Here is a 26,197-nt window from a genome sequence, read left to right as displayed (position 1 = left end):
CCCGGTGGAAGGGCGGGCGGCCAGTCGGACTGTGCTGCCTCAAATAGCATAGTCGGCGACGGGCGGACCGAGTTGCTCGAGGTCCGGCGTCACACCAAGGCCCGGCCCCTCGGGCGGCGCAATGCGGCCCGCCCGGCGAACGGGTGCCGAGGGATCGAGGCGCGGGGCAACGTAGCCCGAAAGGTCGCAGGTATTGAGGAGCGCTCGGGCCGGTGTCGCTGCAGCCAGATGCAGCAATGCGGCGGTCGTAACGTCCGAGCCCCAGGTGTCCTCGATGCACATCCTGGCACCGAGGTGGAGGCAGAGATCGCGCGCGCGCCGCGACGCCGAGATGCCACCGAACTTCGAGAGCTTGATCGCAACGGCATCCATGCAGCCGAGACGGTGAGCCGCAAGGAGCGAGGCGGTATCGTGGGCGAGTTCGTCGATCTTCATGGCAAGCCCGGTTGCCGCCCGTACAGCCGCACAATCCTCGAGCGTCGGGCAGGGTTGCTCCATCATGATGTCGAGATCGGCGACGGCGCGACCGACGCGCGTTGCCTCGAGGCGCGTTGCTCCGCAGTTCCAGTCCCCATAGACCAGCGGCCCGTCGCCGACCGCCTCGCGCACGAGCCGCAAGCGGGCGACATCGGCCTGCCAGTCGTTGTCGGCACCAAGCTTGACCTGGAACTGCCCTATGCCCTCCCGCAGCGCCTCGCGGGCCATCCGCGCCATGTCATCGGGAGCAACGCACGTGATGGAATGATAGAGCGGCATGTCGGCGACCTGACGGCCCCCGAGAAGGCGATAAAGCGGCAGACCAGCGGCTCGTGCGGTGATGTCCCAGAGCGCCATGTCGAGGATGGATTTCGCATAGACGTGCCCCTGAAGGGCCGCATCGACCTCGCTCATGAGGGCTTCGGGGCCGACCGGGTCCGCACCGAGCACGACGGGCGCCAGATGGGAGAGCGCCGGGGCCACTCCCTCGGCATAGGCGGGCAGATAGCGTGGAATGGGGCAGACCTCGCCCCAGCCCGACACCCCGGCATCCGTGTCCAACCTGAGGATGGCGGACGTCACCGTGTCGCATGTCTTGCCGCCTGCCATGTGGTAGGCGACGTGGCTGGTCAGCGGCACATGCCAGATCGAGAGCTTCGTGATCTTCATGCGTAAACCGCCTCCGGTTCCCCGAGCACCTCCTCGTCCGGATGGACCCCGAGGCCCGGGGTTTCGGGGAGTTCAAGGTGGCCAGACGTGTTCCGCGGCCCGCGGCCGCCGGCGACATCGACCGTGAGCATGTCCTGGCAGGCCCAGACCGCCCGGCAGCTCTCGTCGGGGATGGTCGCGGCGAGATGGAGCGCCTCGGTGTCGGCAAGCACGGTGCCACCCGTCGCCATCACGAACATCTCGATGCCGTGCGCAAGGGCGACGTCACGCATCCGCGCCGCCTTCGTGAGCCCGCCGACGCGGTTGAGCTTGATGCCGAAAAGCTCCGCGATCCCGTCGCGGGCGATGCGCGTGGCATCCTGGAGGGTCACGAGGCTCTCGTCGACCGAGACGGGAGCGGCATGCTTGCCGGAAATGGCGGCGATATCGTCGAGCGTTTCGCAGGGCTGCTCGAAGGTGACGTCGAGGTCGTCGGTCGCGCGCATAACCTTGAGCGCCTGCGCCCGGCTCCAGCCGCGGTTGGCGTCGTAGAGCATGATCTCGCCGGGCTGGCGGATGCTCTCGACGTCGCGGACCCGGGCGATGTCGCGGCCGACGTTTCCGCCGATCTTGATCGAGTGGGTGACGTAGCCGCGCGCCCGGTAGCGCTCGATCACCTCGCGCGTCTCCTCGATGGTCTTGGCCCCGACCGAGGAGGCAATCGGCCTCGGCGTGCGCGAACCGCCGCCCATAAGGTCGGCGATCGGCAGGCCCGCCGCCTGGCCGGCGATGTCCCAGCAGGCCATGTCGATGGGCGCCTTGGCATAGAGGTGCCCCGGCAGCGCGAGGTCCATCGCGCGCTCGACATCGAGGACCCGGCGCGGATCGAGGCCGAGGACGAACGGGGCCATGGTCCCTATGCCGGCGCGAATGCCTGGTCCATGCGCCGGCAGATACGTGTGGCCCCAGGGCGTGCCCTCCCCCCAACCGACCAGCCCCTCGTCGGTCTCGAGCTTGACGAACGTGGCATCGAGGACCTCGAACTTGAGGCGGCCGGCCGAGAGCCAGTAGGGGTGCTCGAGCGGCAGGTCGATGCGATAGACGCTGATCCTCGTGATCCTCAATTCGGTTCTCCATAGCTCGCAACGGCGCCACCGAGGCTCTCGAAATCCGGTCTCACGCCGAGCCCGGGCGTGTCGGTGGCATAGAGCTTGCCCTCCTTTGCCGATGGGCCGCCGATCCCGGTCGAACGGGTGTTGTAGTTCATGAGGTCCGTCGTGTTCTGGAGGTATTCCGGCGGTGTCGATGCTGCGAAATGCGCCAAGGTCGCCGACGTGATCTCGCCACCCCAGGTATCCTCGGCAACGACGGGGATGCGATTGTCGACGAGGAAGTCACGGACGCGTCGCGCCTTGGAGAGACCACCGAGGTTCGAGATTTTGAGGCAGCAGATCTCCGCGCCGCGATCGGCGACGATGCGCTGTGCCGCCGCCATTCCTGTCACGCATTCATCGAGCTTCAGCGGCTGCTCGGCGACCCGCCGCACCTGCTGGCACTCCTCGTAGCTGTGGCACGGTTGCTCGAGGATGAAATCGAGATCGCGCGTGGCGCGGGCGACGCGGATCGCGTTATCGACACGCCAGCCCTGGTTCGCGTCAGCGAGCGCCCTTTCGCCCGGCTCGAGGAGCGCAACCGTTGAGCGGATGCGTTCGATATCGCTCGCCCAGTCGCCACCGACCTTGATCTGGAACTGGCGATACCCCTGGGCGCGGTAGTCGTTCATCTCCGCGATCGTCTCCTTGGTCTCCTTCTGTGGCGCCACCCGGTACATGGGCGCCCCGTCGGTGAGCTTGCCGCCGAGCAAGAGCCAGACCGGCGCGCCGAGCGATTGGCCGAGAATGTCCCAGCAAGCCGCGTCGAACGGAGCCTTGGCATAGCCGTGTCCCTGGATGGTGGCATCCATGAGCCGCTCGATACGCGCGACCTGGCGGGGGTCCACACCGAGCAGGACAGGGGCAAGGATGCGAGCGGCCGCCTCGACGCCCTCCGAGTGGGCGACCATGTAATTGTCCCCGCACGGTGTAAACTCGCCGCAGCCCTGGAGGCCGGAATCCGTGTCGATTACCACGACGCTTGCACGTGCCACGGTGATCGCATTTCCCGCCCCCCAGACGTAGGCGCCTCCGACATAGGGCAGGTCGGTTCTGAAGACGCGAACCCGAGTGATCTTCATTTCGCAGGGTCCTTGAAAAAATGCATTCTAGGGGATGACGACGATGTTTCCGGAATGCGTCTTTGCGGTGAAGGCCCGCTGTGCCTGCGTGAGTTCTCGGAGGGGATAGGTTGCAGCCAGCATCGGACGGACGGCACCGGTCTCGATGAGCTGGACGAGGCGCGGCATCACGCCAGGATCGATCACGGTCGAGCCGAAGAAGGTCAAATCGCGGAGATAAAGTGTGCGCAGGTCGAGCGGCACGATGGGTCCGGCGATCGCGCCGGCGGTGACATAGCGACCACCGCGCTCGAGCACGTCGATGAGGCCCGCCCAGGTCGGCCCGCCGACCACGTCCGCAACGACAGTGATGCGCTCGCCGCCGAGTGCCGCGCGCAGGTCGTCCGGGGCACGGGACAAAAGCCGATCCGGGGCCAGCGCCTGGACTTCGCTGTGCTTGGCTTCGGAAGCCATCGCAATGACACGGGCACCGCGATGCTTGGCGAGCTGCACGAGCGCGCCTCCGACGCCGCCCGAGGCACCGGGCACCAGCACCGAGTCTGCCGACGTTACCGCGGCCCGAGTCAGCATGCCTTCGGCGGTGGAATAGGAACACGAGAACGTCGCCAATTCGGCATCGCTGAGCGACGAGCGCACGGGCAGCGCATTGGCGGCTGGGATCGTGCAGTATTCGGCGAATCCCCCATCCCGTTCGGAGCCGAAATAGCCGGCCTTTCCTTTGTCGTGCGGATCGGCAGGATCGCGCAGCCAGTTGTCCGTGATGATCCGCTCGCCGATGCGCGAGGCATCGACACCTGCGCCGACCGCGACGATCTCGCCGCAGACGTCGGCGCCCTGGATGCGGGGGAAGCTTATCGTCGCACCACCCCAGCTCGGGTCGTCGCCGGCGTTGCGCTCTGCGCCCTCGCCGCAGGTCCCGCCCTTTACGGCCTTGGAATACCATCCCGTGCGCGTATTGATGTCGGTGTTGTTGAGGCCGCAGGCTCCGACACGGATCAGGACTTCACCCTGCCTCGGCTCCGGGCGCGGCCAGGCCTCGTGCCAGACCAGCTTGTCGAAGCCGCCGTGGCCGATCGTCACCATGGCGCGCATGGTTCGAGGATGCGCATCCGTCCCCTTGCTCATGCCGCTATCCTCTTGTGTTCGCGCGCGGTCGGGCGCCGGATGGATCGTAAGCAGGCGCGCCGAGCACCCGCGCGGGTCGAGCCTCACCCATGACGACGACCTCCAGCGGGGTTCCCGGCGCCGCATGTTCGGGGCGCACATAGGCAAAGGCCAGCAGGCGGTCGACACCGTGCCCCCAGGCGACGGAGGAAATCGTGCCGACCTGCCTGCCTGCGGCCAGCACCGCCTCGCCGCCGTTGCCGTCCGAGCGCCCATCGCCGTCGATCTCGAGGTATGCACAGACCCAGCGCAGCGGTGCTGCCGTCGCCGCGGCCGTCGCCGCCCTTCCACGGAACTCCTTGTCGAGGGTGACGAAGCGCATCACGTCCGCCTCGGGCAGCGTGACCTCGTTGGTCAGTTCAACGGCACCCTTGAATGCCTTTTCCATCCGCATGGAGTTCATCGCGAAGGAGCCGTAGTTGGCGAGACCGTGCGGGCGCCCGGCCGACTTGATCGCGCGGAACGCCTCGTGGATCGCATCGCGCTCGCCATGCAGCTCCCAGCCGAGTTCACCCGCATAGGACATGCGCAATGCCCAGACGCTCCGACCGGCGATGGTGATCTCGCGGGCCGTGAGCCAGGGAAAGGCGGCATTCGTGAGGTCGGCGTCGGTGACCGTGGAGAGAATGTCGCGCGAGGCCGGTCCGTTCAATGCAAGGGCCGCCCACTCCAGCGAGCGGTTGGTGATGACGACGTCGCCAGCCGGCTCCGCTGCTTGAAGCAGGTCCATGAGCCGCTGCTCGAAAAAGGCCGCCGAGACGACATAATACCGATCGCTGGCGAGGCGTGCCACCGTCGCCTCGAGTTCGATGCGTCCGTGATCGTTGAGAAAATGCGTCAGCGTGATGCGCCCAGGCTTGCCGGGCAGCCGGTTCGCCACGAGGCGGTCGAGGAAGGCGGCGGCGCCGGGGCCTGCCACCTCGACCTTCGTGAAAGCGGAAATGTCCATGATCCCGGCACGCTCGCGCACGGCGCGCACCTCGGCCCGCACGATCTCGTGCAGGCGGGTGCGGCGAAAGCCGTAGATGTCGCGCGCCTCAGTGCCCTCGGGCGCGAACCAACGCGGCCGTTCCCAGCCGTGAACTTCCTCGCAGACCGCCCCCTCGGCAATGAGATCGGCATACATCGGCGAGGTCTTGACGGGCCGGCCCGCGAGACGGTTGAAGTGGGGGAAGGGCACCTCGTGGCGCAGGAGATAATCCTCCTTGGCCTTGACGATCTGCCACGCCTTGGTCGCGTAGGGACCGAAACGGCGCGGGTCGAACTCGCGCATGTTGATGTCGCCCGCCCCATGCACCATCCAGCGCGCCAGCTCGCGCGTCAGGCCGGGGCCCCAGCCGATACCGATCTGTGTGCCGCAGCAGCACCAGTAGTTGGCAAGATTTGGGGCGGGGCCGATCAGGGGATTGCCATCCGGGGGATGGCTGATGGCACCGTGCACCGCCCGCTTGATGCCGAGCGATGCGAGGACGGGCATCCGCCCCATGGCATTCTCGAGCCACGGCATGATGCGGTCGTAGTCGGGCTCGAAGAGTTCGTTCTCGGCCTCCCACGGGCAATGCTCGTCCCAGACCGTGTTGGGGTTGGCCTTCTCGTAGATGCCGATGAGCCCCGACTTCTGCTCCATCCGTACGTAACCCGACACGAGCCGGTCGTCGCGCACGACGGGCAGTTCGCGCTCGAGATCGCGGAACTCGGGCACCGTTTCGGTGATGAGATAGTGGTGTGTCATCGAGGTGGTCGGCAGGTCGTAGCCGGACCAGAGGGCGATCTGGCGGGCATAGGTGCCGGCGGCGTTGACGATGTGCTCGCAGCGGATGGTGCCGGCTTCGGTCTCGACCAGCCATTCCCCTCCTGCCGTCCGGGCGACCCCCGTCACGCGGCACTGGCGGATCACCCGGGCGCCGAGCTGCCGCGCCCCCTTGGCGAGCGCGAAGGCCGCGCCAGCCGGATCGACGTGACCATCGTCCGGGGTGTGGAGCGCCGCCTTGACGCCTTGGAGGTTGTAGAAGGGGTGCAGCGCGCGGATGCGCTCGGGTCCGACGATTTCCATCGCGAATCCGAGACCGCGACCGACCGAGATCGTCTGGTGCAGCCAATCGAGTTCGTCGTCCGTGTATGCGAGCCTGAGCGAGCCGCAGCCGTGCCACGTCACGCTCTGGCCGGTCTCGGCTTCGAGGATTTTCGAGTAGAGATCGATGTTGTAGCCGACGCATTTCCCGAGGGCGAAGCTCGAGGTCGAATGCGTTATCTGGCCGGCCGCATGCCACGTCGAGCCGCTCGTCAGTTCCCCTTTTTCGAGGAGGACGACATCGCGCCAGCCCTCGTGGGCGAGGTGGTAGGCAAGCCCGCAGCCCATGATGCCACCACCGATGACGACGACCCGGGCCTGTTCGGGAACCATGCGCGACACCCTCCTCGAGCGATTCTCCTGGACCGGATTATGGAACGTTTGTTATGTGGTCAATCATGAATCGAACAAACGTACCAAATGTCGCGAGCGCACTCCGTAGCCAGGAGCTGCTCGCCAGCCTGCAGGCACAGCGCCAAGGCATGACGCCGGAGCTGGCGAAAGCGGCCGCGTTCGTGCTCGAGCATCCCAACGAGATCGGGATCAGCTCCATCCGCCAACTCGCGATGCGCGCCGGGGTCAAGCCGAACACCCTCGTGCGCCTCGCACATGTCGCCGGCTTTCCGAGCTTCGAAGCGATGCGTGAGGTCTTCCGCGCCGAGATCCGCTGCGGCCGCGAGACCTATCCCGACCGGGCCCGATGGCTACAGTCCATCTCGCGGCGCGGCGAACTGGGCAGCCTCTATGCCGAGACGGCATCCAGCTCGATCGACAATCTCGAAGGCTTCTTTGCCGCGACGGATCACGCGAGGATCGCTGGAGCCGCGCGCGCGATCGTGGCGGCCCGGCGGACCTATGTGCTCGGGGTCGGGGTCGCAAATCCGGTCGCGCAGAACTTCGCTTACCTTGCCGGCATGGCGATCGATGGGGTCAGGGCGCTGCCGAACGGCGGAACGCTGCCGATCGACGGCCTCGCCAGGGCCGACCATCGCGACCTTCTCATCGCAATGACCTTCCGGCCCTACCGGCGTGAGGTCGTCGATGCCGTGACGATCGCGCGCCAGCAGCGGGTGCCGCTCGTCGCCATCTCCGACAGCCCGGCCTGTCCGATCATGGCCGATGCGCAGCACCGCTTCATCGTGGCGACCGAGACACCGCAATTCTTCACCTCGACGGTCGCCCTGACGGCCTTTTTCGAACTGCTCACCGCATTCGTCATCGCGGAAGCCGGCGACGAGGTCGTCGCCAGCATCGATTCCTTCCATGCGAAACGCCATGCCCTCGGCATCTACGTGAACGATGATGAGGAGGACGAGGGATGACCCTGACGTCCCAGCCGATCGCGCCGAGGACCGGCCCGCTCCACTCGCTGGAGGCCCGGTACTATACCGACCCCACGATCTTCGAGAGGGAACGCCTCGGCCTCCTCTCGCGCACTTGGCAGTTCGCGGGCCACGAGAGCCAGGCACGCGGCGCCGGGGATTACTTTTCCTTCTCGATCGCGGGCGAGGACCTTTTTTCCATTCGCGGGCGGGACGGGACGCTGCGCACGTTCTACAACGTCTGCCAGCACCGCGCGCACCGGCTGCTCGAAGGCGACGGTACAACTCGGCTCGTCGTCTGTCCCTACCACGCCTGGACCTATGAATTGACCGGCGAGCTGCGCGGCGGGCCCAACATCGGTGCGGTTCCGGGTTTCGACCGCAAGGCGGTGTGCCTCACCGAGGTGCGAACCGAGATCTTCCACGGTTTCGTTTTCGTCAACCTCGATCCCGATGCCCTGCCGATGGACGAATGGTATCCTGGCGTGCGCCAGGAGCTTGCGGAATATGTTCCCCAAATCGCCCGCCTGGCGCCCCTCCAGTGGGTCGAAATCCCCGAGCGCTGCAATTGGAAGGTCTCGGTGGAGAACTACTCCGAGTGCTACCACTGCACGATCAACCACCCGACGTTCGCAACCGGCGTGATCCGGCCTGAGAGCTACGACATCCAGCCGCTCGGCGACGGCTACGTCCTGCGCCACACCACCGAGTGCCAGTCGATGGAGGCAATGACCTATCCGGTCGATCTGTCCGTACCGCACGCGGGCGAGTACCGCAGCTTTTTCCTCTGGCCGATGTTGTCGTTCCAGGTCTATCCCGGAAACGTCCTCAACACCTACCACTGGCGGGCGCACGACGTCGACAACTGCACCGTCTGGCGCGGCTGGTACAGCATCGATGGAGCCGACGACGAGGTCGTGCACCGGCTCGCGCGGCAGGACCGGGCAACGACCGTCGAAGAGGACATAAGGCTGGTCGAGAGCGTCCATCGGGGATTGAAATCGCGCGGCTATCGACCGGGCCCTCTGGTGCTCGATCCCGCGTGCGGTCTCAATTCCGAGCACTCCATCTCGAAGCTTCAGCAATGGATGCGGGAGGCCGTCGATGGCTGACATCAGGCCCTACTGGCAAAACTACATCGCTGGCGCCTGGGTGGACGGCGGCGGCGGGCGGCTCGCGGTCAGCGATCCTTCGAGCGGCGAGAGGCTGGCCGAGCAGGCCATGGCGGACGCGCGCGACGTCGAACGGGCCGTGGCCGCCGCCCGCGAGTTGCACCGCTCCGGAGCGCTCTCGGGACTGCGTCCGGTCGAGCGCGGGCGCATGGTCCAGGCGATCGGGCGCCATCTCCTCGAGCGGATCGACGAGATCGCCGAGGTACTGACACGCGAGCAGGGCAAGCCGCTCTGGGAGGCGCGCCTCGAGGTCGAAGGGGCTGCGCGCTATTTCGAGTATTACGGCAATCAGGCCGAGACCGTCGAGGGTCGCTCGATCCCGCTCGGTCGCGGCTACCTCGATTTTACGGTGCACGAGCCCTACGGCGTCTCGGCGCAGATCATTCCCTGGAATTATCCGATCGAGATGACGGCGCGATCCCTGTCGGCCGCGCTCGCGACGGGCAACGCCGTCGTCGTCAAGTCGCCCGAACTGACGCCCCTCGCCATCGGCTTCATCGCGGAGGCGGCCGAGGCGGCCGGCCTTCCTGCGGGCGCGGTCAATGTGATCTGCGGGCTCGGACAGGAGGCGGGCGCCGCGCTCGCCGGCCATCCGGGCGTGAACCAGATCGTCTTTACCGGCTCGGTCGCAACCGGGATTTCGATCGCACGGGCGGCGGCGGGCAACGTCGTTCCCTGCGTGCTCGAACTCGGCGGCAAGTCGGCCGCGATCGTCTACGATGACGCCGACCTCGAAGCCTTCGAGAGCGACCTCAGGTGGGGCATCTTCTTCAACGCGGGCCAGGTCTGCTCGGCGATGTCGCGCGTGCTCGTGCATGAGAGCCGGCTCGCCGAACTCGTGGAGCGTGCGGCCGCAATCGCGAAAGGACTTTCGGTCGGGCCAGGGCTCGAGCGACCCGCTTGTGGTGCCAACATGGGCTCGATGGTGAGCGAGGCCCAACGCGACCGTACCGAGGCAATGGTCGCCAAGGCGCTCGCCGATGGTGCCCGGACCGCGGCTGGCGGACGCAAATTGAACCGGCCCGGCGCCTTCTTCGAGCCGACCGTTCTGACGGACGTCACTCCAGACATGACGATCGCACGCGAGGAGGTTTTTGGACCGGTGGTCGCCGTCATGCCTTTCAGAACCGAGCAGGAAGCGATCGCGATCGCCAACGGAACCGACTACGGGCTCGTCGCCGGCGTCTTCACGCGCGACCTCGGTCGCGCGACACGTACCGCTCGCGATCTGCGCGCGGGCCAGGTCTTCGTCAACGAGTGGTATGCGGGCGGCGTCGAAACGCCTTTCGGCGGCTTTGGGAAGTCCGGCTACGGCCGAGAGAAGGGCCGTGAAGCGCTCTGGAACTACGTGCAGACCAAGAACGTCGCATTCGCCATTCGCCCGCGCAATTGACGCCGTCTCGACTTCGAGACCACCGCCACCGCGTCCAAGACCCGCTCCCGCAAGGTCATTGCCTCGAGAGTTTGTTTCCGCGCGGTGATGCGCTGTGGATTTGCGGGCAGTGCTCCGAGCCAAGCGATACGAGGCTCCGAGGAGCCGACGGCTGGAACGAGGAACCTGTCTCGCCCGATCCTTTGCCAAGAACTGCGCTATAGAGCGGACTGGTCATTCACCTGGCGCTCCGGCACCCCGGCGTCGTGGTTCGGGGGGCCGCATTGCCCCGGTGGCCGGTGGTTGTCCGCGGCGAGCAGGCACGTGCCGCTAAGGACTGACCCAGCCGCCCGAGGCATCGAGGATGGCTCCAGTGATGTAGGAGGCATCCTCCGAGAGAAGGAAGAGCGCGGCGCGCGCGATCTCCTCCATACGAGCCGGGCGCCCGAGCGGCACTTGTCCGATGACCCAGCTCTCCCAATCGGGGTGGGAGCGCATCCATTCGCGGCTGAGTTCGGTCATTGTGGCGCCGGGCCTCAGGCCATTGACACGGATGCCCTCGCTCGCCTGCTCGCGTGCGAGGCCGATCGTGAATGTGTCGAGTGCCCCCTTGGACGCGGCATAGTCCACATAGGAGCCCGGGCCGCCGTGGCGGGCAGCAGCCGAGGAGATGTTGACGATCACACCGCCCTGCCCACCATGGCGCCTCGCCATGCGACGGATTGCGGCTCCGGCGCAAAGGAATGGGCCGAGAACGTTGACCGACAGGAGGCGTGCGGTTGCCTTCGGATCGAGCGCCTCGACCCGGCCGGATGAGCCGTTGACGCCCGCGTTGTTGACGAGGCCCGTGATGGGTCCGAGATCGCGGTCGATGTGGGCGAACATGGCCTCGACCTGCTCGGGATCAGAGACATCGGCTGCAACCGCGAGCGCCCGGCCGCCGGCTGTCCTGATGCTCGTAACGACCTCCTCGGCCTCGGCGCGGGAACGGTTGTAGTTGAGGGCGACCGGTCGGCCGGTAGCCGCGGCCCGCCTCGCGATCTCCGCCCCGATTCCCCGGCTCGCGCCGGTCACGACGAGCGCGGTCATTATCGCCCCTCAGCCATAGGCGCCGCGCAGCAGTGGCTTGGCATCGCGGGTTTCGCCGAGTCTGTCGGCGAGAACCCTCAGCGTCGAGTGGAAGTCGCCGCGCTCGACCTGCAGCCATTGCAGCCAGCGTTTGCCCTTCATGGTGAGCTCGGTGCGCCCGTGCAGCATGCGATGATTGTCGAAGACGGCAACGTCCCCGGGTCGAAGTGTGAGCAGAAGCATGCGAGCCGGATCCTCGGCGAGTTCGAGAAGGCGCTTCATGCCGCGATAATGGGCGGCCACCTCGTCCGGCCGGATGGCGAGCGGGGCGGCCACCCGGTCATTGATGCGCACTCCCATCAGGTTTCCGAATTCATCGACCGAGAGCGCCGGGAACTCGGTGATGATGTCGACGTCGCCTGCGAAATGCCGACGGAAGGCCATGCGGTTGCGAGTGAGTGCGGCAAATCCCTCCGGGTCCTCGGCGCGAAGGATCTCAGCCAGCTCGAAGCCGTCCATGAAGGTCGAGGACCCGGCGCCCGTCACGTCGGTCGCAATGCAGTGAAAGAGAAGAATGCCCGGTGGCGATGCCCGATAGGGCTCGTCCGTATGTGGCTTCAGCGCGATCGTCCGATTGGCGACGCTCTGTTTCGTCTCGTCGACCACGAGATCCTGGATGCGGCCGAAATTACTCTCCTGGATGGGGCCGATCCGGCGCGCGAATGGCTCGAGGCGGCCGGCCTCGGCAGGCGCGCCGCGCAGAAAGCAGAGGCCGAGGTCGCGCACCGTCTGTAGCATCCGAAGATAAAGTCGATCGTCACCGGCGACCTCCGGAAAGCTCATCACGGGTGGGCTCTTGCGAACGGCGTCGTCCCAGATGCGTGGCCTGAAGGCGCGCTCGCGCCGCGCGGCATCGTCGTAGGCATGGGTCTTCAGCCACTCGCCGGTGAACCGGCTCCGGTGACCGTCCGACCAGTCGATCTCGAGCGTATCGTCGCGACCGATGACCGCCCTGGTGGCAACGACGGAGAGATCGAGGCCGGTCAGCCTCAGCGTGCGTCGACCGGTCTCGGGCATGCCGCAGGCGTCGCACCGGCAGTTGTCGCGGAGCCAGATCGAGTGGAACAGCGATCGCCGGCCGTTGGCATACTCAACCGACAGCCCCTCGGGGCCCGGTTCGACCGATCGAAGGGTCCAGGCATCTCGCGAAATCGTCGAACTCCCAACCATTGCAACCTCCAGCGAAGTTCCATGAGGCAGGATTGACAGGGATCCGCCATACGACAAATAGAATGATTTCGTCGATCCATAGACTCGGCGAATGTCAGGAGATGCCATGAATGCTCGCCAGCTCGAGGCATTCCGGGCTGCGATGCGCGCCGGCTCGATCAGCGGAGCCGCCCGCCTGCTCAACATCTCCCAACCGAGTGTCAGCCGCCTCATCGGGGACCTCGAGCGCTCGGTGGGCTTTCAGCTCTTTGCGCGCAACGGGCGCGGCATCATCGCGACCATCGAGGCACGCCGGCTCAACTCCGCCGTCGAGAGCATGTTCATCGGCATCGATCGGCTGAAGGAGGTTGCAGCCTCGATCCGCGAGACCACGGCAGGAGAGGTTACGCTCGGCATCATCCCGGCCCTGACCTATAGGGTCATGCCCGAGGCTGTGGCGCGCGTGCATGCCATGCGGCCAGACCTCAGGATCGAGGTGAGAGTGCGCAACACGCCGGCGCTCATCGAGGCGGTCTCTCTGCAGCAGATCGACCTTGCCGTGATCAGCCCACGCCGGCTGCCCGAGCAGCTCTTCGTGATCCACGAAATGATGCTTCGGCACGTCTGCATCGTTCCGGAATACCATCCCGAGGCACGCAACTCCGAACCGCTCGACCTCACCAGCATAGCCCCGAACGAGTTCGTCATGTACGACGCGGTCAACCGCAGCCTGGTTGGCGGGCCGCTCGCGGATGCCGAATTCGCTGGCTTCAATCCGACCCTCACGTCGCCCTCGACACCCGCTGTCGCGGCGCTCGCACGTGCGACGGGCAAGCTGGCCGTCGTCGATCCCTACTCGGCAGCGGCCGCGGTCGCGCTCGGCGGGATCGTGATCCGCCGGGTCAAACAGAAGGTGGCAACACCGCTCGTCATCATCGCCCGCGGTCCCGATACCTTGTCCCTCACCGCCCGAGAACTCGCCAACGAGCTGATCGCGGAACTCGCGACCAAGTTACGGTCCATAGCGTCACCGAATAAATAGGCGAATTAATTCTATTTCCCCTATTGCTCGTCATCCCCTAAGCTCGACCGGGTCGGAACCCGGTCAACCGGATCACGAATTGAGGGAGGAATGAACATGCGCCTGTTCGACATGAAGCGTCTTGCTGCCGCAGGTCGCATGAGCCGAAGGGACTTCGTCCAGCTCGCACTCGCAGCCGGCATCACCGCAGCCTCGGCCAACAGCATGTTCTCGGCCGCGCTCGCTTCGACGCCAAAGCGCGGCGGCCGGCTCCGGTCTGGCCACGGTCACGGCTCGACCACGGATAATTATGATCCCTCGACCTACACCAACTTCTTCGTGCAGGGCTTCATCAACTCGCTTGCCAACATGCTGACCGTGATCGAGCCCGATGGCTCGCTCGCTGGCGAACTCGCCGAGTCCTGGTCGTCGTCTCCCGACGCAAAGGTCTGGACCTTCAAGCTCCGCAATGGCGTCACCTTCCATAACGGCAAGTCTCTCGATGCGGAGGATGTGATCGCCTCGCTCAACTACCACCGGGCGCCGGATTCGAAATCGGCGGCCAAAGCCATCGTCAAGCCGATCACCGACATCAAGGCCGATGGCAAGGATACGGTCGTCGTCACGCTGGAGGACGGCAACGCCGACTTCCCCTTCCTCATGTCGGGCTATCACCTGGCGATCTACCAGGCCAAGGACGGCAAGCCCGATTTCAACTCCGGCATCGGCACCGGCGGTTACATCGTCGAGAATTGGGAGCCGGGTGTGCGCGCCCTGCTGAAGCGCAATCCCAATTATTTCAAGCCGGATCGCGCCTGGTTCGACGAGGTCGAAATGCTGACGATCGCGGACGTCGCGGCGCGGGTCAACGCCCTTTCCACCGGCGCGGTCGATGTCGCGGACCGCGTGGACCTCAAGACCGTGCACCTGCTGAAGGCCAATCCGGCGGTTCGCATCGAGCAGACGACGGGCACGCAGCACTACACGTTCGCCATGAATACGACGGTCGCGCCATTCGACAACAACGACGTCCGCATGGCCCTGAAGCTGGGCATCGACCGACAGGAAATCCTCGACAAGGTGCTGTTCGGCTACGGCAAGCTCGGCAATGACCACCCGATCGCGACTTCCAACCGTTTCCACGCCAGCGAAGCCGAGCTGCCGCAGCGCAGCTACGACCCCGACCGGGCGAAGTACCACCTGAAGAAGGCCGGGATGGAACAGCTCGATGTGCAGCTCTCGGTGGCGAATGCCGCCTTCGCGGGGGCGGTGGATGCTGGCATCCTCTACAAGGAGAAAGCTGCCAGAGCAGGCATCAACCTCGACGTTCTGCGCGAGGCCGATGACGGCTATTGGTCCAAGGTCTGGATGAAAAAGCCCTGGTCGGCAGTCTACTGGGGCGGTCGTCCGACAGAGGACTGGATGTTCACGACGGTCTACTCGGAAGGTGCCGCATGGAACGATACCTTCTGGTCGCACGAACGCTTCAACCGGCTCCTCAAGGAAGCACGCTCGATGCTCGACGAAGCCAAGCGGCGGGAGCTTTATGTCGAGATGCAGAGGATCGTCAGCAACGAAGGTGGCGTCGTTTTGCCCATGTTCGCGAGCTACGTCTTCGCGACTTCGACGAAAATCGCCCATGGCGAGAAGCTCGCCGCCAACTGGGACCTCGATGGCATGCGCTTCATCGAGCGCTGGTGGTTCGCGTGAGCTGACGGCAGACCGGGGTCCGTGCGCGCCTCATGCTCCCTCCTCCCGGGCAATGAGGCGCGCGGCCGCCCCGATGGTCGTGAGCGCGCGCTGAAGAAGCTCGGGTGTGGTCACGGCTTCGGGCAGGTCGCCGGGCGTGTGGAAGTGCGGTGCGATGCCGGCGATCGAGAGCATCGGGCAGCCGCGCTCCGCCCAGCATTTCGATTCACCGATCCAACACGCCGGGTCGCGGGGCCAATCGGGCGAACCCACCTCGACGTCCAGTTCATGGAGCGTTGCCGCGATCGCGGCATGCGTGCCGCTACTCGCCGAGCAGATCGAGACCAGATCGCTCTCCAGATTGGCGATGCAGGAGCCGATGTGAATGACGGACGCTGGCTCTTCCGTGAGCATCGCGGCGAGCTGGTGGCCGCCCAGGAAGCCCAGTTCGTGCCCAGTCGCGCCGAGGAAGAGAACCCTATGCTCACGAGAGAGGAGCTCAGCCAGATGAGCTGCAACGGCAATTCCCGTGCCGCGCTCGCCGGCGCAATGGAACCACCCCGAGAGCGGAGTTGTCACGATCACCGGGCGACGGCCTTTCGGGCCAGGAAAGTGAGCGATGAGGTTGGAGGCCGTGGCCGCGCGGGACTGCGTGGTAAATCGGGCGATCGGATTCGCCGACCGCAACCTGTTAGCCTCGCCTCCTGCGACGAGGGCGACGGGCCAATCGATCCGGTCGCTGGTCGATCGGTTGATGGCGCAGAGCGCCTCGCTCGGACAGCGGGTGGCCAGGATCAGGCCATCATGGCCGCTCGACCTCGCTTGCTCCACGAGTGCGGCGATTGCGTCGGAGATGACATGCTCGTCGGCATGGGCGTCGATTTCACCGGTCAGAGGTTTCACGATCTCGAACGTGCCGGTCGCCGAAAACCAGAGCGGCATCGCCTCGATCGGCTGGCCGGCGAGCACGACGCTCGCTGTTCCCTCGAAGTGCGGGTAGTCGAACGAGGCCAACTCGACGCGCGCGCCTCGTTCCGCCATGAGCCCCCCGAGCCAGGTCAGGGCCGCGGTCCCGCCGGGCGAGCCGGTGCGATGCGGGCCCATGCCGGCATAGGTCCGCACCAGCTCGAGGGCTTGCTCGCCGTTCATTGGACAATCACCCGGTTCGCACGATCGCGTTTTGAGTCCAGTCTGCATCATGGGGGCATCCGGTGAGCGGTGCCATCCCATTTTTCGACGATCTCCGTAACGCTGCGAGGCGACGTCTGCCACGCATGGTGTTCGATTTCATCGACGGTGCCGCCGGGACGGAGACGGCTGCTTCTTTCAACCGCAGCGACCTCGTGCGCCTCAGGCTCCAGCCTCGCGTGCTCACGAGCACGGATCGGCCAACCCTTTCGACGCACTTTCTCGGCAGCGACTGGCGCCTGCCGCTCGGCATCGCGCCGATGGGCCTTTGCGATCTCGCCTGGCCGGGAGCGGACCGTCTGCTCGCCGCGGAGGCCGGCGGGCGCGGCATTGCGCACTGCCTGTCGACCGCGGCATCGACCCCGCTCGAAGAGAGCCGTCGCATCGCCGGCGAGCGGGCCTGGTTCCAGCTCTATGTCAGCGCGAGCGCCGAGGAGGGGCTCGCGCTTGCGGACCGCGCCGCTGTCGCCGGCTATCGGACCCTCGTTTTCACGGTCGACGTTCCCCGGGTCGCGCGTCGCCCTCGCGACGTGCGCAACGGCTTCGGGTTGCCCTTCCGGATCGGGCCCGGCCAGGCGCTCGACCTCGCGCTCCACCCACGCTGGACGCTCGCGACGATCGCGGCGGGCATACCGCGGCCCGCGAATTTCCCCGCGTCCGGAGCCAACGGCTTCGACCGCAATGCGAGCCGTACCGGTGCCAACTGGGAGTTCCTCGACCGGTTGCGCGCACGCTGGAGGGGCATGCTCATCGTCAAGGGTGTCATGGCCGTCGAGGATGCAAGGCGGATCAGGAACGCAGGGGCCGATGCGGTTTGGGTCTCCAACCACGGCGGCCGCCAGCTCGATAGCGCTCCGTCCTCCATCGCCGTGCTGCCGGCGATCCGCGCTGCCGTCGGCCGTGATTATCCTCTCCTCGTGGATGGTGGCATCCGCTGCGGTGAGGATATCGTCAAGGCGCTCGCCTGCGGCGCCAATATCGCCATGCTGGGCCGGCCATTCCTCTTTGCCATAGCTGCGGGCGGCGCCGGTGGCCTTTGCGCCTTCCTCGACATGCTGGCGGAAGAAATTGCCATAACGCTCGCCCAGATCGGGCGAGTGAGCGTCTCCGACATCGACGCGGAGGTGCTCGCCGAGCGTGCGCCCGCCTCATCGCGGCTAGATTTGTCCCCCCCTCAAGCGGAGGTTCCCAACCCATGACCGGCAAGCGACGAATCCGTGGCGGCCATCTGCTCGCCCGCGCCCTCCAGGAGAAGGGCGTCGAGCACGTCTTCACGCTGGCGGGCGGCTTCTGCAATCCCGCGCTGGAGGGCTTCATGGAATGTCAGATGCGGGTGATCAACTGCCCGCACGAGCAGGTCGCGGGGCACTTGGCCGACGCCCACACGCGCATTACGCGCAAGCCCGCCGTCTGCCTCGTCGGACCGGAGGGTTTCGCCAATGCCGTGCCCGCCATGATGGAAGCCTGGGGCGAGCGCTCGCCCGTCATCTTCATCACCGGATCGAGCACCCTGAAGCGGCGCGGTGCCGGCGGCTTCAAGGAGATCGACGACGTTTCGATCGCCAACCCCCTCACCAAGCACAGCAGCAGTGTCACAGATGGCGAGCGGATCGGGGAGTTCGTCGACCGGGCCTGGAAGATCGCAACCAGCGGCTATCCGGGACCTGTGCATCTGAGCGTGCCGGTCGACATCATGTTTTCCTCCTACGACGAGGATGCGGGGCGCGAGGAACGTCCGTTCATCCGCCGCGCATCACCGCCGCCGCGGGCTTGGCCCGATCCGGCGGTGCTGGCACCACTGCTGGAGCGGATCGCCGCGGCTCGGCGACCGATCCTGATCGGTGGGCATGGGGTCTGGTGGTCGGGCGCCGAAGCCAAGCTCGAGGCGGCCGGTCGCCTGCTCGGCATCCCCGTCTTCAACGTGCCCTATCATCAAAAGCTGCTCGGTGAGGAGAGTGACGCCTACATGGGCCTCGCCGACATCCACCAGTACCAGCCATCCAGGCAGGCGCTCGAGATTGCCGACGTTGCGATCATGGTCGGCGGGCGGCTGGACAATCAGATGAGCTTCGGCAATCCACCGCTTTTCCCCGCCTCGACCGAGCTCGTCTGCGTCAATGGCTCGCACGAGGAGCTGGAGATGAACCGGGCAGCCGACCATGTCCTGCTTTCCGACCCGGGAGCTTTTCTCGATGCCCTGATGGGTCTTGCGGCGGCGGGCGCCTGGACGCTGCCCCGCTCCTGGATCGAGACGAACCGTGCCTGGCGCGACACGTGGGTGGATGAGACGCTCGCCGACTTGAAGCGCGACACCGACGAAGCGGCGCGGACCGGCGGAAAAATTCATCCCCTGCAGCTCTCCCTCGACGTGCAGGCCGCCATGGGCGCGAGCGACTGGCTCGTCTTCGACGGCGGCAACACGCATTTCTGGTCCGAGATCGCGGTCAACCTCGCGGGCGCGCGGGGCCAACGGCTCGCCGGCATCCTGCATCCCGGCAGTTTCAGCCTGCTCGGCGTCGGCGTCTCGCTCGCGCTCGCGGCAAAGAACACGCATCGAGACGCGAATGTCGTGCTCATCAGCGGAGACGGTGCCTTCCTTTCGGGCGGCCTCTCGATCGAGGCGGCATTCCAGGAGGACCTGCCGATCACCGTCGTGATCGACAACAATGGCGGGCTCGATTGCATTTCGCAGCAGCAGGAGCGGCTGTTCGCGAGCGGTAAGCACTTTGCGACCGACTTCCGCGACATCCCGTTCCACAAGATGTTCGAGGGCCTCGGTGGCCACGGTGAACTCGTCGAGCGACGCGAGGAACTGGCACCCGCGCTCGCGCGCGCCATGGCGAGTGGCAAGACGGCCTGCGTCAATGTGAAGGCCAAGGGCGTCATCAGCCCGATCGTACTGGCGACGACCAGCAAGCGCGACAAGGCTTCGATCGAATAGGAGGCGGCGATGGCGACGCTCACCACTCACACCCTCGACGGCAGCAACGGCACGCATGCCGGCGGTGTCGGTGTCCGGCTCTTCAGGCTCGATTCATCGGGAGCGCGGACAGCTTTGTTCGAGCGCGAAACCGATGCCGGTGGCCGGCTCTCGGTCGAGGTCGAGATTCCATCCGGGCACGAGTCCTCGACCTACGAACTGGTCTTTGCATCAGGCCGCTACTTCGATCATCGCCAGGTGCCCGGCCACCGCATCATGCGCGAGATCGTGCTCCGCTTCGTCATGCCCGATCCCGCCTGTCATTATCACCTCCCGATCATTCTCTCCCCCAACAGCTGCTCGGCCTGGTGGTCGAGCTGAGCCCTCGAAGGACAACGCGGCACCATGTCCACCTCCGGCCTCAACATGTCGCGGCGCATCCGCCGCACGCCCTACACCGACAAGGTCGAGCAGCACGGCGTGCGCGGCTTCTCGGTCGTCAACCACATGCTGCTGCCCAAGGCTTTCGGGCCGACGGTCGAGGAGGATTTCCTGCACCTGCGCGAGCACGTGCAGATCTGGGACGTCTCCTGCCAGCGTCAGGTCGAGATCACCGGGCCGGATGCCGCCCGCCTCGTGCAGTGGATGACACCGCGTGATCTGCGGCGCGCCAGGATCGGGCAGTGCCTCTATGTGCCGCTCATCGATGAGACGGCCGGGATGGTCAACGACCCCGTTCTCTTGAAGCTCGCCGAGGATCGCTTCTGGCTTTCGATCGCCGATTCCGACGTGTTGCTCTGGGCAAAGGGTCTTGCCATCGGCGCCCGCCTCGACGTCTCGGTCGACGAGCCGGATGTCTCGCCGCTTGCCGTGCAGGGACCCAAGGCCGAGGACCTCATGGCCAGCATCTTTGGCGAGCATGTTCGCCAGATCCGCTACTTCCGCTTCGGCCATGTGGACTTTCGCGGAACGCGCCAACTCGTCGCGCGCACGGGCTACTCGCGGCCCGGCGGTTTCGAGATCTTCCTCGACGACAGCGCCCTCGGCCCCCTGCTCTGGGATACGATCTGGCAAGCCGGCCGGCGCTTCGAGATGACGCCCGGTTGCCCCAATCTGCCCGACCGGATCGAGGCCGGCCTCCTCTCCTACGGCAACGAGTTCACGCGCGCGAACAACCCGCTCGAATGCGGCATGGCGCGGTATTGCACGCTCGACGGCTCGATCGACTACATCGGGCGCGAGGCGCTCGAGGCGATCGCAAGGCGCGGCATCGAAAGGCAGATCCGAGGCGTCCTGTTCGACGGTGGTCCCTGCCCGCCCTGCGGCAAGCCCTGGCCGGTCCTCGTGGGTGCGACCGAGGTCGGCCGGATCACATCGGCTGGCTGGTCGCCGCGGCTGCAGCGCAACGTCGGGCTCTCGATGATCGAGAAAGGCGCCTGGGCTCCTGGCACGCGCGTGACCATCGAGAGCATTGACGGCGTGCGCAGGGATGGGGTCGTATCCGCTTTACCGTTCGAATGACCGATCATGGTCCTCCATCGGTGGAGGCGTGCACGAAGCTGCAAGGAGGACGGAGCTTGTTCACCGCGAGCCGCCTCGTCGGCAACCCCATCATCCGTCCGGGTATGGACGAGCGGATGGGCGGCAATATCCAGGGGCCCTCCCTGATCCGCGTACCCGACTGGGTGCGCGATCCGCTGGGCCGGTACTACCTCTACTTTGCCCATCACAAGGGCAGCTACATCCGCCTCGCCTTCGCCGATGCGTTGGAAGGGCCGTGGTCCATCCACCGGCCGGGGGTCCTGGAACTCTCGGATTCGGGCTTCCTGACCGACGCCGCAATCCCGCCTGCCGATCCCGCTGTTCACTCAGATGTGCAGCAGTGGGAAGGCATCGCGCCGCCAGGCACGCCCGGTGTTCCTGATCCTATCGACGATGCGACGCTTCCTCACATCGCCTCGCCCGACGTGCACGTGGACCACGCCGCAGGCTGCATCCGCATGTATTACCATGGGCTCGAAAGCTACGGCCGTCAGGTCACTCGAGTTGCACTCTCGCATGATGGTCTGACCTTCAAGGCGCGGCCGGACGTGCTCGGTCCCTCTTATTTCCGCGTCTTCCGGCACGGCGGCTTCCACTATGCCCTCGTCATGCCCGGCATCATCTTTCGCTCCGCTGACGGCCTCGGTGGTTTCGAACGCGGGCCCGACCTCTTCGACGAGCCTTTGCAGCGACATGCAGCTCTCCTGCATCGGGGCGACCGGTTGCACGTGTTCTGGACGAAGGTCGGCGACGCGCCGGAGCGCATTCTCTGCTCGACGGTTGATCTGGCCGGAGATTGGCACGACTGGCGGGCAACGGGACCGCACGAGGTACTGAGACCTGCGATGGAGTGGGAAGGCGCGCGACTGCCTCGCGCACCATCCTTTCGCGGCGCCATGATGGACGACGCCAACCAGCTCCGTGACCCTGCGATATTCGAGGAGGACGGCCGGATCTGGCTCCTCTACTCTGTGCGTGGCGAGGCGGGTATTGCGATCGCAGCGCTCGAGGAACGTGCTTGAGAGGTAGTGTTCAGAATTTTTCGCACTTTGGAATTGGCTGATCGGCGTCCGGCCCGGGCTCAGGCGGTGGCGTTGGTGGATTGGTGATCCTTCAAGAGGTCCATCGACAGATACCTCCTGGTCGACCATTCGCTGCCGGCGACGTGGGCTATCCGGGTCGCAGCCAGGTTCAGCGCCGATTGTCCGTCGGGAAAGGCGCCGATGTCGGCTGCATGATGGCGTGATGCCGGACGGGGTTCTCCGCCCCGGCTCTCTCTCCATTCGCATTTCGGTTCTGTCCATCCCCGGCACGTCGGCACGTGGTCTGTCGAATGGGCACGGAGCCTGTCGCGCCGAGCGGGGGCTGGGCTCGCGCGATCTCGGACAAGGACGCCGAGGTCGCGCGATCAGACCGGGAGTTCAATCCCTCTGGTCTTCAGGCCCGCCTGACGCGCACCTTGCACTCGTTGTAGGAGTTCGTTCCCGTCACCGGGTTCTGGTGAGAATCCATCAGATTGTTCGAGTGGGCGCCCTTGCCTTTCGCGACCGCGCCCATGGCCCAATGACCGAACCCGTGGCCGTGGCGGACGGAAACGCAGCCCGGCACGACGCCTTCGACGACCTTGGCCGTGATCCTGATCTTGTCCTTCGGGCTCTCGAGCCAGACCAACTGGCCGTCCGAGATGCCGAAGCGGGCGGCATCCTGCGAATTGATCTCCACCCAGTTCTCGCCGCAAATCTCCATGAGATAGGGGTTGTTCTGGGTGACGATGTTGCAGTGCATGGAGAGCTTGGAGTGGGTCAGCTGGAGAGGGTAATCCTCGTCCGGCACCACGCTGCGCTCGCGCCATTCGGGGTAAGGATTGAGGCCGCAGCTCTCATAGGCGCCGGATCGGATCTCGATCTTGCCCGAGGGGGTCGGCAAACCTTCCTTGTAGCGCCCGTAGCGGATGTCGCCGGCCCAGAAGCCGCGCTCCTTCAACTCCTCCAGAGTGATCGGAAGGCCGGCGACCATCGGGCGCGCCCAGTCCTCCCAGGTCTCGTATGTGAAGTGCTCGCCCCAGCCCATCTCCCGTGCGATGCCCTGGACGATCTCGTAAGTCGGCTTTGCTTCCCCGACGCGCTCGACGGCTGGTTGGCAGAGGATCGCTTCGGCGCCCATCCACATGCCCTGGCGAATTTCGGCGTGCTCGTAGAAGGAGGTTTCCGGGAGCACGATGTCACACTCCTCGGCTGTCTCGGACATGTAGAGTTCCATGGCGACGGCGAGATCGAGGCCACGGAAAGCGGCTTGCATGCGCTCGCGGTTCGGATCGCTCATGATCGGGTTCGAAGCGTGGACGAAAACGCCGCGGATCGGATAGGGCTTGCCCTCGAGGATGGCTTCGGGCAGGCGCGTGTTCGGGATTTCCGGATAGACGGGATATCCGGTGAGCGGCGCGAGCGGATATCCCATGGCGTGCGCCAGCGGCGGCTTCGACGGCTTCGTCTTGGCCTCCTCGGGAATGGCGACGGCGGGGCCGATCGGCGCCCAATCCTTGAGGTGGATGTTGCCGGGATTGTCGACCTGTCCGGTGATCGCGTCGAGGAGGAATATCGCGCGCGAGCCGTCGTTGCCGTTGGTGTAGTAGCCGGCGCCCTTGAAGGTGCAGGCGATCGCCGGTTTGGTGCCGGCGAACTCGCGGGCGAGGCGCGCGATGGTCTCGGCGGGAATGCCGGTGATCTCGGCCGCCCAGGCGGGGGTGTAACCCTTGGCGAGGAGATGGTCGCGATAGCCTCCGAAGCCTTCGCAATATTTGTCGACGAACGGCTTGTCATGGAGATTTTCGCTGACGATCACGTGGGCCATCGCAAGGGCGAGGGCGGCGTCGGTGCCCGGGCGGATGGGCACCCATTCGTCCGCCTTCTGCGCGGTTTCCGTGAAGGCGGGATCGACCACCACGAGGCGGGCGCCCTTCTTCTTGGCCTGCAGCAGTGCACGGCTTTCCGATAGGCCCTGGTTGGCGCCGAGGTTGTTCATGCCCCAGATCATCACGTATTTCGAGGGACCGAAATCGTGCATCGGGAAGATGTGTCCGAAGGTCGTGAGGCAGGCGTGCCGGCGGTCACCCTCGCAGCCCATGGCATGCCCGACGGAGACGTTCGGCGTACCGTAGAGATCGCACAGAAGCGCCGTCATGAAGCCGGAATTCGGATCGTGGTGCGTCATGTAGGCGACGGCCTCCGGACCGTGCGCCTCACGGATCGCCTTCAGCTTGCCGGCGATGAATTTGTAGGCTTCGTCCCACGAGATGCGCTTGAACTGCGGCGCGCTGCCCTTGGGGCTGGTGCGCAGCATCGGGAACTTGAGGCGGTCGGGGTCCTGCGTCACCCACCAGCTCGCCATGCCCTTGGCGCAGCGCGTGCCGATGTTGTTCGGGGCGGCCTCGTTGCCCTTGTGATAGACGATGCGCCCGTCGCGGACATAGACCTCTGTCGGGCACTGCCAGGGGCACGTGTAGCAGAAGCTCTTGACGACCGTTGCGCCTTTGATTTCCGCGATCCGTTCAGCGAGCGACTTGTCGTGGGCGGTCATTGCGTTCTCTCCCGTTGCTTGTCTTTCCCGTTGATTGTCAGTGGTCGACCTGCACTCCGGCGTCGGCGCCGGCGAGTGGCGCGGCAAGGGCGGAACCAATATATGTGAGGCTGGCCAGAAGAGTTGCTGCGAGTACGGCCCGGCGGATGGCACGGCCCGTCGCGAGCTTGCGCATTTCCCTTTCTTCCATCGATCCCATTGCGTTCAATCGGACGACTGATCCGAATGCCGGTAAGCGAGTGCATGCACGATTTCCAAAGTCAATATATTCATACCCCACCCAAAAGGGTTGGTCTGTAATGGTCGATGACAGGCGCGGGCTCATTTCGCTTCGGCAGGGGAAAGGGGTGTGATCTGCTGGCGCGAGCGGATTTCGATCAGCGAGGCCAGCATGATGAGCGCCGCGCCGATCGCTTCGCGCATGGTGAAAGGTTCGCCCGAAAGGAGTGCGGCGCTCACCACGCCGACGACGACGTCGCTCATCATCAGGATACCGATGCGGGCTGGCGGCACGACCGTGGTCGGCCAGATGGTCAGAAAGAGCATCGGCACGAAGTAGAGCGCCGCGGCGATCCCCCAGAGGAGACCGGACCCGAGGGCGGCCGGTGCCGGTCGGGGCCCGTAGGTCTCGCCGAGGATCAGGATCGTCGCGATCGAGACGATCAGCGAGCCGGTCACGAAGGCGAGCATCTGTCCCGCCACGCCGATCGTGCCGAGGCGGAAAAGCAGCAGCGAGCCACAAGCCCAGGTGAAGCCTGAGGCGAGAGCCAGCCAGTCCCCGATGTTGCGCGGCCACGGCCAGCCACCCGTGTCGCCGAGTATGACGGCGAGGCCTCCGAGGCCGCAGGTGAGGGCGGCGATGCGGCTCAGCGTCAGGCGCTCCCCCAGAAAGAGGATGCCGAGCAGCGTGCCCCAGACCGGCGTGATGTAGAAGAGAAGAATTCCCCGCACGACGTCGGTGAGCAGGAGGCCGCTGGCATAGAGGCTGAAGGCCGAAACCGTCACCATTCCGGCAAGCGCGATCTGACGCCATTGCCGCAGCATGGAGTGCCGGCGCAGCATGACATAGGGCAGCAGGACGATCATGGTGCCCAACGCCACGACGGCGCCCGGCCAGGCGTCCGTCAACCCGATTTCGGAGATCGCGCGCAGGGGTATCCAGAACAGCCCCCACATGGCACCGGCAACGATGATGCCGATGCTCGCCCAGAATTCCCTGCTGCGCTGCCCGAGGCTCGACATTGCGGTCTCGTACTCCGCTCCGGCCCGGGCGGGCGATGAGCCCGATCAGAGAAAAAAAGTGGCCGGATTGCCCAGGAAACAATGCCGGCCAGTCGGAGGTGCTCCATTATCGGTCGCGCCGTGCGCGACGCCGAACGGGTATTCAGTTTCTTCGCGCGCCGTCCATCTCCTCGGCGAGGTCGTCGACGAGCTGTTTGGCGAGCGAGACCGCGTGGGCGGCATCGGCGGCATAGCCGTCGGCGTCGATTTTCTCGGCCCAGTCGGAGGTCACCGGCGCACCGCC

At 65.9% G+C, this 26,197-nt stretch carries 20 protein-coding genes; 10 read left to right on the top strand and 10 right to left on the bottom strand.

Annotated elements, in window-relative coordinates:
* Window positions 1–39 precede the first annotated feature (39 nt).
* The 5 genes from GC150_14980 to GC150_14960 are packed head-to-tail and all read right to left on the bottom strand — an operon-like array spanning window position 40 to window position 6,926.
* Window positions 40–1,146 carry a mandelate racemase gene (locus tag GC150_14980; GenBank protein MBI1386208.1) on the bottom strand — a complete coding sequence of 369 codons (1,107 nt, stop codon included), beginning with the start codon at window positions 1,144–1,146 and terminating at the stop codon, window positions 40–42.
* Entirely contained in the window at window positions 1,143–2,249 is a 1,107-nt protein-coding gene (locus GC150_14975; GenBank protein ID MBI1386207.1) for a mandelate racemase, read from the bottom strand. The genes GC150_14980 and GC150_14975 overlap by 4 nt, the downstream gene beginning before the upstream one ends.
* On the bottom strand, window positions 2,246–3,358 hold the full coding sequence (locus GC150_14970; protein MBI1386206.1) for a mandelate racemase: 1,113 nt from the start codon (window positions 3,356–3,358) through the stop codon (window positions 2,246–2,248). Before GC150_14970 ends, GC150_14975 begins: the two co-directional genes overlap by 4 nt.
* A gap of 27 nt (window positions 3,359–3,385) precedes the next feature.
* Window positions 3,386–4,450: a zinc-binding dehydrogenase gene (locus GC150_14965; protein MBI1386205.1), complete on the bottom strand. Its 1,065-nt coding sequence runs from the start codon at window positions 4,448–4,450 to the stop codon at window positions 3,386–3,388.
* 37 nt (window positions 4,451–4,487) lie between these two features.
* A complete protein-coding gene (locus tag GC150_14960) occupies window positions 4,488–6,926 on the bottom strand; it encodes an FAD-dependent oxidoreductase (GenBank protein ID MBI1386204.1) in 2,439 nt (812 codons plus the stop codon).
* A gap of 65 nt (window positions 6,927–6,991) precedes the next feature.
* Between GC150_14960 and GC150_14955 the strand changes: the two genes are divergently transcribed.
* The 3 genes from GC150_14955 to GC150_14945 are packed head-to-tail and all read left to right on the top strand — an operon-like array spanning window position 6,992 to window position 10,480.
* Complete coding sequence (locus tag GC150_14955; protein ID MBI1386203.1) at window positions 6,992–7,915, top strand: SIS domain-containing protein; 924 nt, start codon at window positions 6,992–6,994, stop codon at window positions 7,913–7,915.
* Window positions 7,912–9,027, top strand: coding sequence for a Rieske 2Fe-2S domain-containing protein (locus GC150_14950; GenBank protein MBI1386202.1), 1,116 nt, complete (start codon window positions 7,912–7,914; stop codon window positions 9,025–9,027). The genes GC150_14955 and GC150_14950 overlap by 4 nt, the downstream gene beginning before the upstream one ends.
* The gene (locus GC150_14945) at window positions 9,020–10,480 is read left to right on the top strand and encodes an aldehyde dehydrogenase family protein (GenBank protein MBI1386201.1); all 1,461 of its coding nucleotides are present in this window, start codon (window positions 9,020–9,022) and stop codon (window positions 10,478–10,480) included. The genes GC150_14950 and GC150_14945 overlap by 8 nt, the downstream gene beginning before the upstream one ends.
* 309 nt (window positions 10,481–10,789) lie before the next feature.
* On the opposite strand, the gene GC150_14940 is transcribed toward GC150_14945, so the two are convergent.
* Window positions 10,790–11,548: an SDR family oxidoreductase gene (locus GC150_14940; GenBank protein ID MBI1386200.1), complete on the bottom strand. Its 759-nt coding sequence runs from the start codon at window positions 11,546–11,548 to the stop codon at window positions 10,790–10,792.
* 9 nt (window positions 11,549–11,557) lie between these two features.
* Window positions 11,558–12,970, bottom strand: a complete 1,413-nt coding sequence (locus GC150_14935; protein ID MBI1386199.1) for a DUF971 domain-containing protein — start codon at window positions 12,968–12,970, stop codon at window positions 11,558–11,560.
* On the opposite strand from GC150_14935, the gene GC150_14930 reads away from it, so the two are divergent.
* Together GC150_14930 and GC150_14925 are read left to right on the top strand one after the other, a co-directional pair.
* Complete coding sequence (locus GC150_14930) at window positions 12,849–13,778, top strand: LysR family transcriptional regulator (GenBank protein MBI1386198.1); 930 nt, start codon at window positions 12,849–12,851, stop codon at window positions 13,776–13,778. The two genes, GC150_14935 and GC150_14930, sit on opposite strands and share 122 nt — an antisense overlap.
* 90 nt (window positions 13,779–13,868) lie before the next feature.
* The gene (locus GC150_14925) at window positions 13,869–15,467 is read left to right on the top strand and encodes a peptide ABC transporter substrate-binding protein (GenBank protein ID MBI1386197.1); all 1,599 of its coding nucleotides are present in this window, start codon (window positions 13,869–13,871) and stop codon (window positions 15,465–15,467) included.
* Between the two features lie 30 nt (window positions 15,468–15,497).
* On the opposite strand, the gene GC150_14920 is transcribed toward GC150_14925, so the two are convergent.
* Window positions 15,498–16,595, bottom strand: coding sequence for a hypothetical protein (locus GC150_14920; GenBank protein ID MBI1386196.1), 1,098 nt, complete (start codon window positions 16,593–16,595; stop codon window positions 15,498–15,500).
* Window positions 16,596–16,720: 125 nt separating this feature from the next.
* Between GC150_14920 and GC150_14915 the strand changes: the two genes are divergently transcribed.
* The 5 genes from GC150_14915 (at window position 16,721) to GC150_14895 (ending at window position 22,118) form a co-directional block, all read left to right on the top strand.
* Window positions 16,721–17,833 (top strand): alpha-hydroxy-acid oxidizing protein, encoded by a 1,113-nt coding sequence (locus tag GC150_14915; protein MBI1386195.1) that lies wholly within the window; start codon window positions 16,721–16,723, stop codon window positions 17,831–17,833.
* Window positions 17,830–19,575, top strand: coding sequence for a thiamine pyrophosphate-binding protein (locus tag GC150_14910; protein MBI1386194.1), 1,746 nt, complete (start codon window positions 17,830–17,832; stop codon window positions 19,573–19,575). Before GC150_14915 ends, GC150_14910 begins: the two co-directional genes overlap by 4 nt.
* Window positions 19,576–19,584: 9 nt before the next feature.
* The gene (locus GC150_14905) at window positions 19,585–19,935 is read left to right on the top strand and encodes a 5-hydroxyisourate hydrolase (protein ID MBI1386193.1); all 351 of its coding nucleotides are present in this window, start codon (window positions 19,585–19,587) and stop codon (window positions 19,933–19,935) included.
* Between the two features lie 24 nt (window positions 19,936–19,959).
* Window positions 19,960–21,075, top strand: coding sequence for a dimethylsulfoniopropionate demethylase (locus GC150_14900; GenBank protein MBI1386192.1), 1,116 nt, complete (start codon window positions 19,960–19,962; stop codon window positions 21,073–21,075).
* A 104-nt stretch (window positions 21,076–21,179) separates the two neighbouring features.
* Complete coding sequence (locus tag GC150_14895) at window positions 21,180–22,118, top strand: hypothetical protein (protein MBI1386191.1); 939 nt, start codon at window positions 21,180–21,182, stop codon at window positions 22,116–22,118.
* A gap of 415 nt (window positions 22,119–22,533) precedes the next feature.
* On the opposite strand, the gene GC150_14890 is transcribed toward GC150_14895, so the two are convergent.
* Entirely contained in the window at window positions 22,534–24,672 is a 2,139-nt protein-coding gene (locus GC150_14890; GenBank protein ID MBI1386190.1) for a molybdopterin-dependent oxidoreductase, read from the bottom strand.
* Window positions 24,673–24,993: 321 nt separating this feature from the next.
* A complete protein-coding gene (locus tag GC150_14885; GenBank protein ID MBI1386189.1) occupies window positions 24,994–25,914 on the bottom strand; it encodes an EamA family transporter in 921 nt (306 codons plus the stop codon).
* Window positions 25,915–26,197 lie beyond the last annotated feature (283 nt).

The organism is Hyphomicrobiales bacterium (genome assembly GCA_016125495.1).
Lineage (GTDB): Bacteria > Pseudomonadota > Alphaproteobacteria > Rhizobiales > RI-29 > RI-29.
This window is presented reverse-complemented; position numbering and strand designations above follow the sequence as displayed.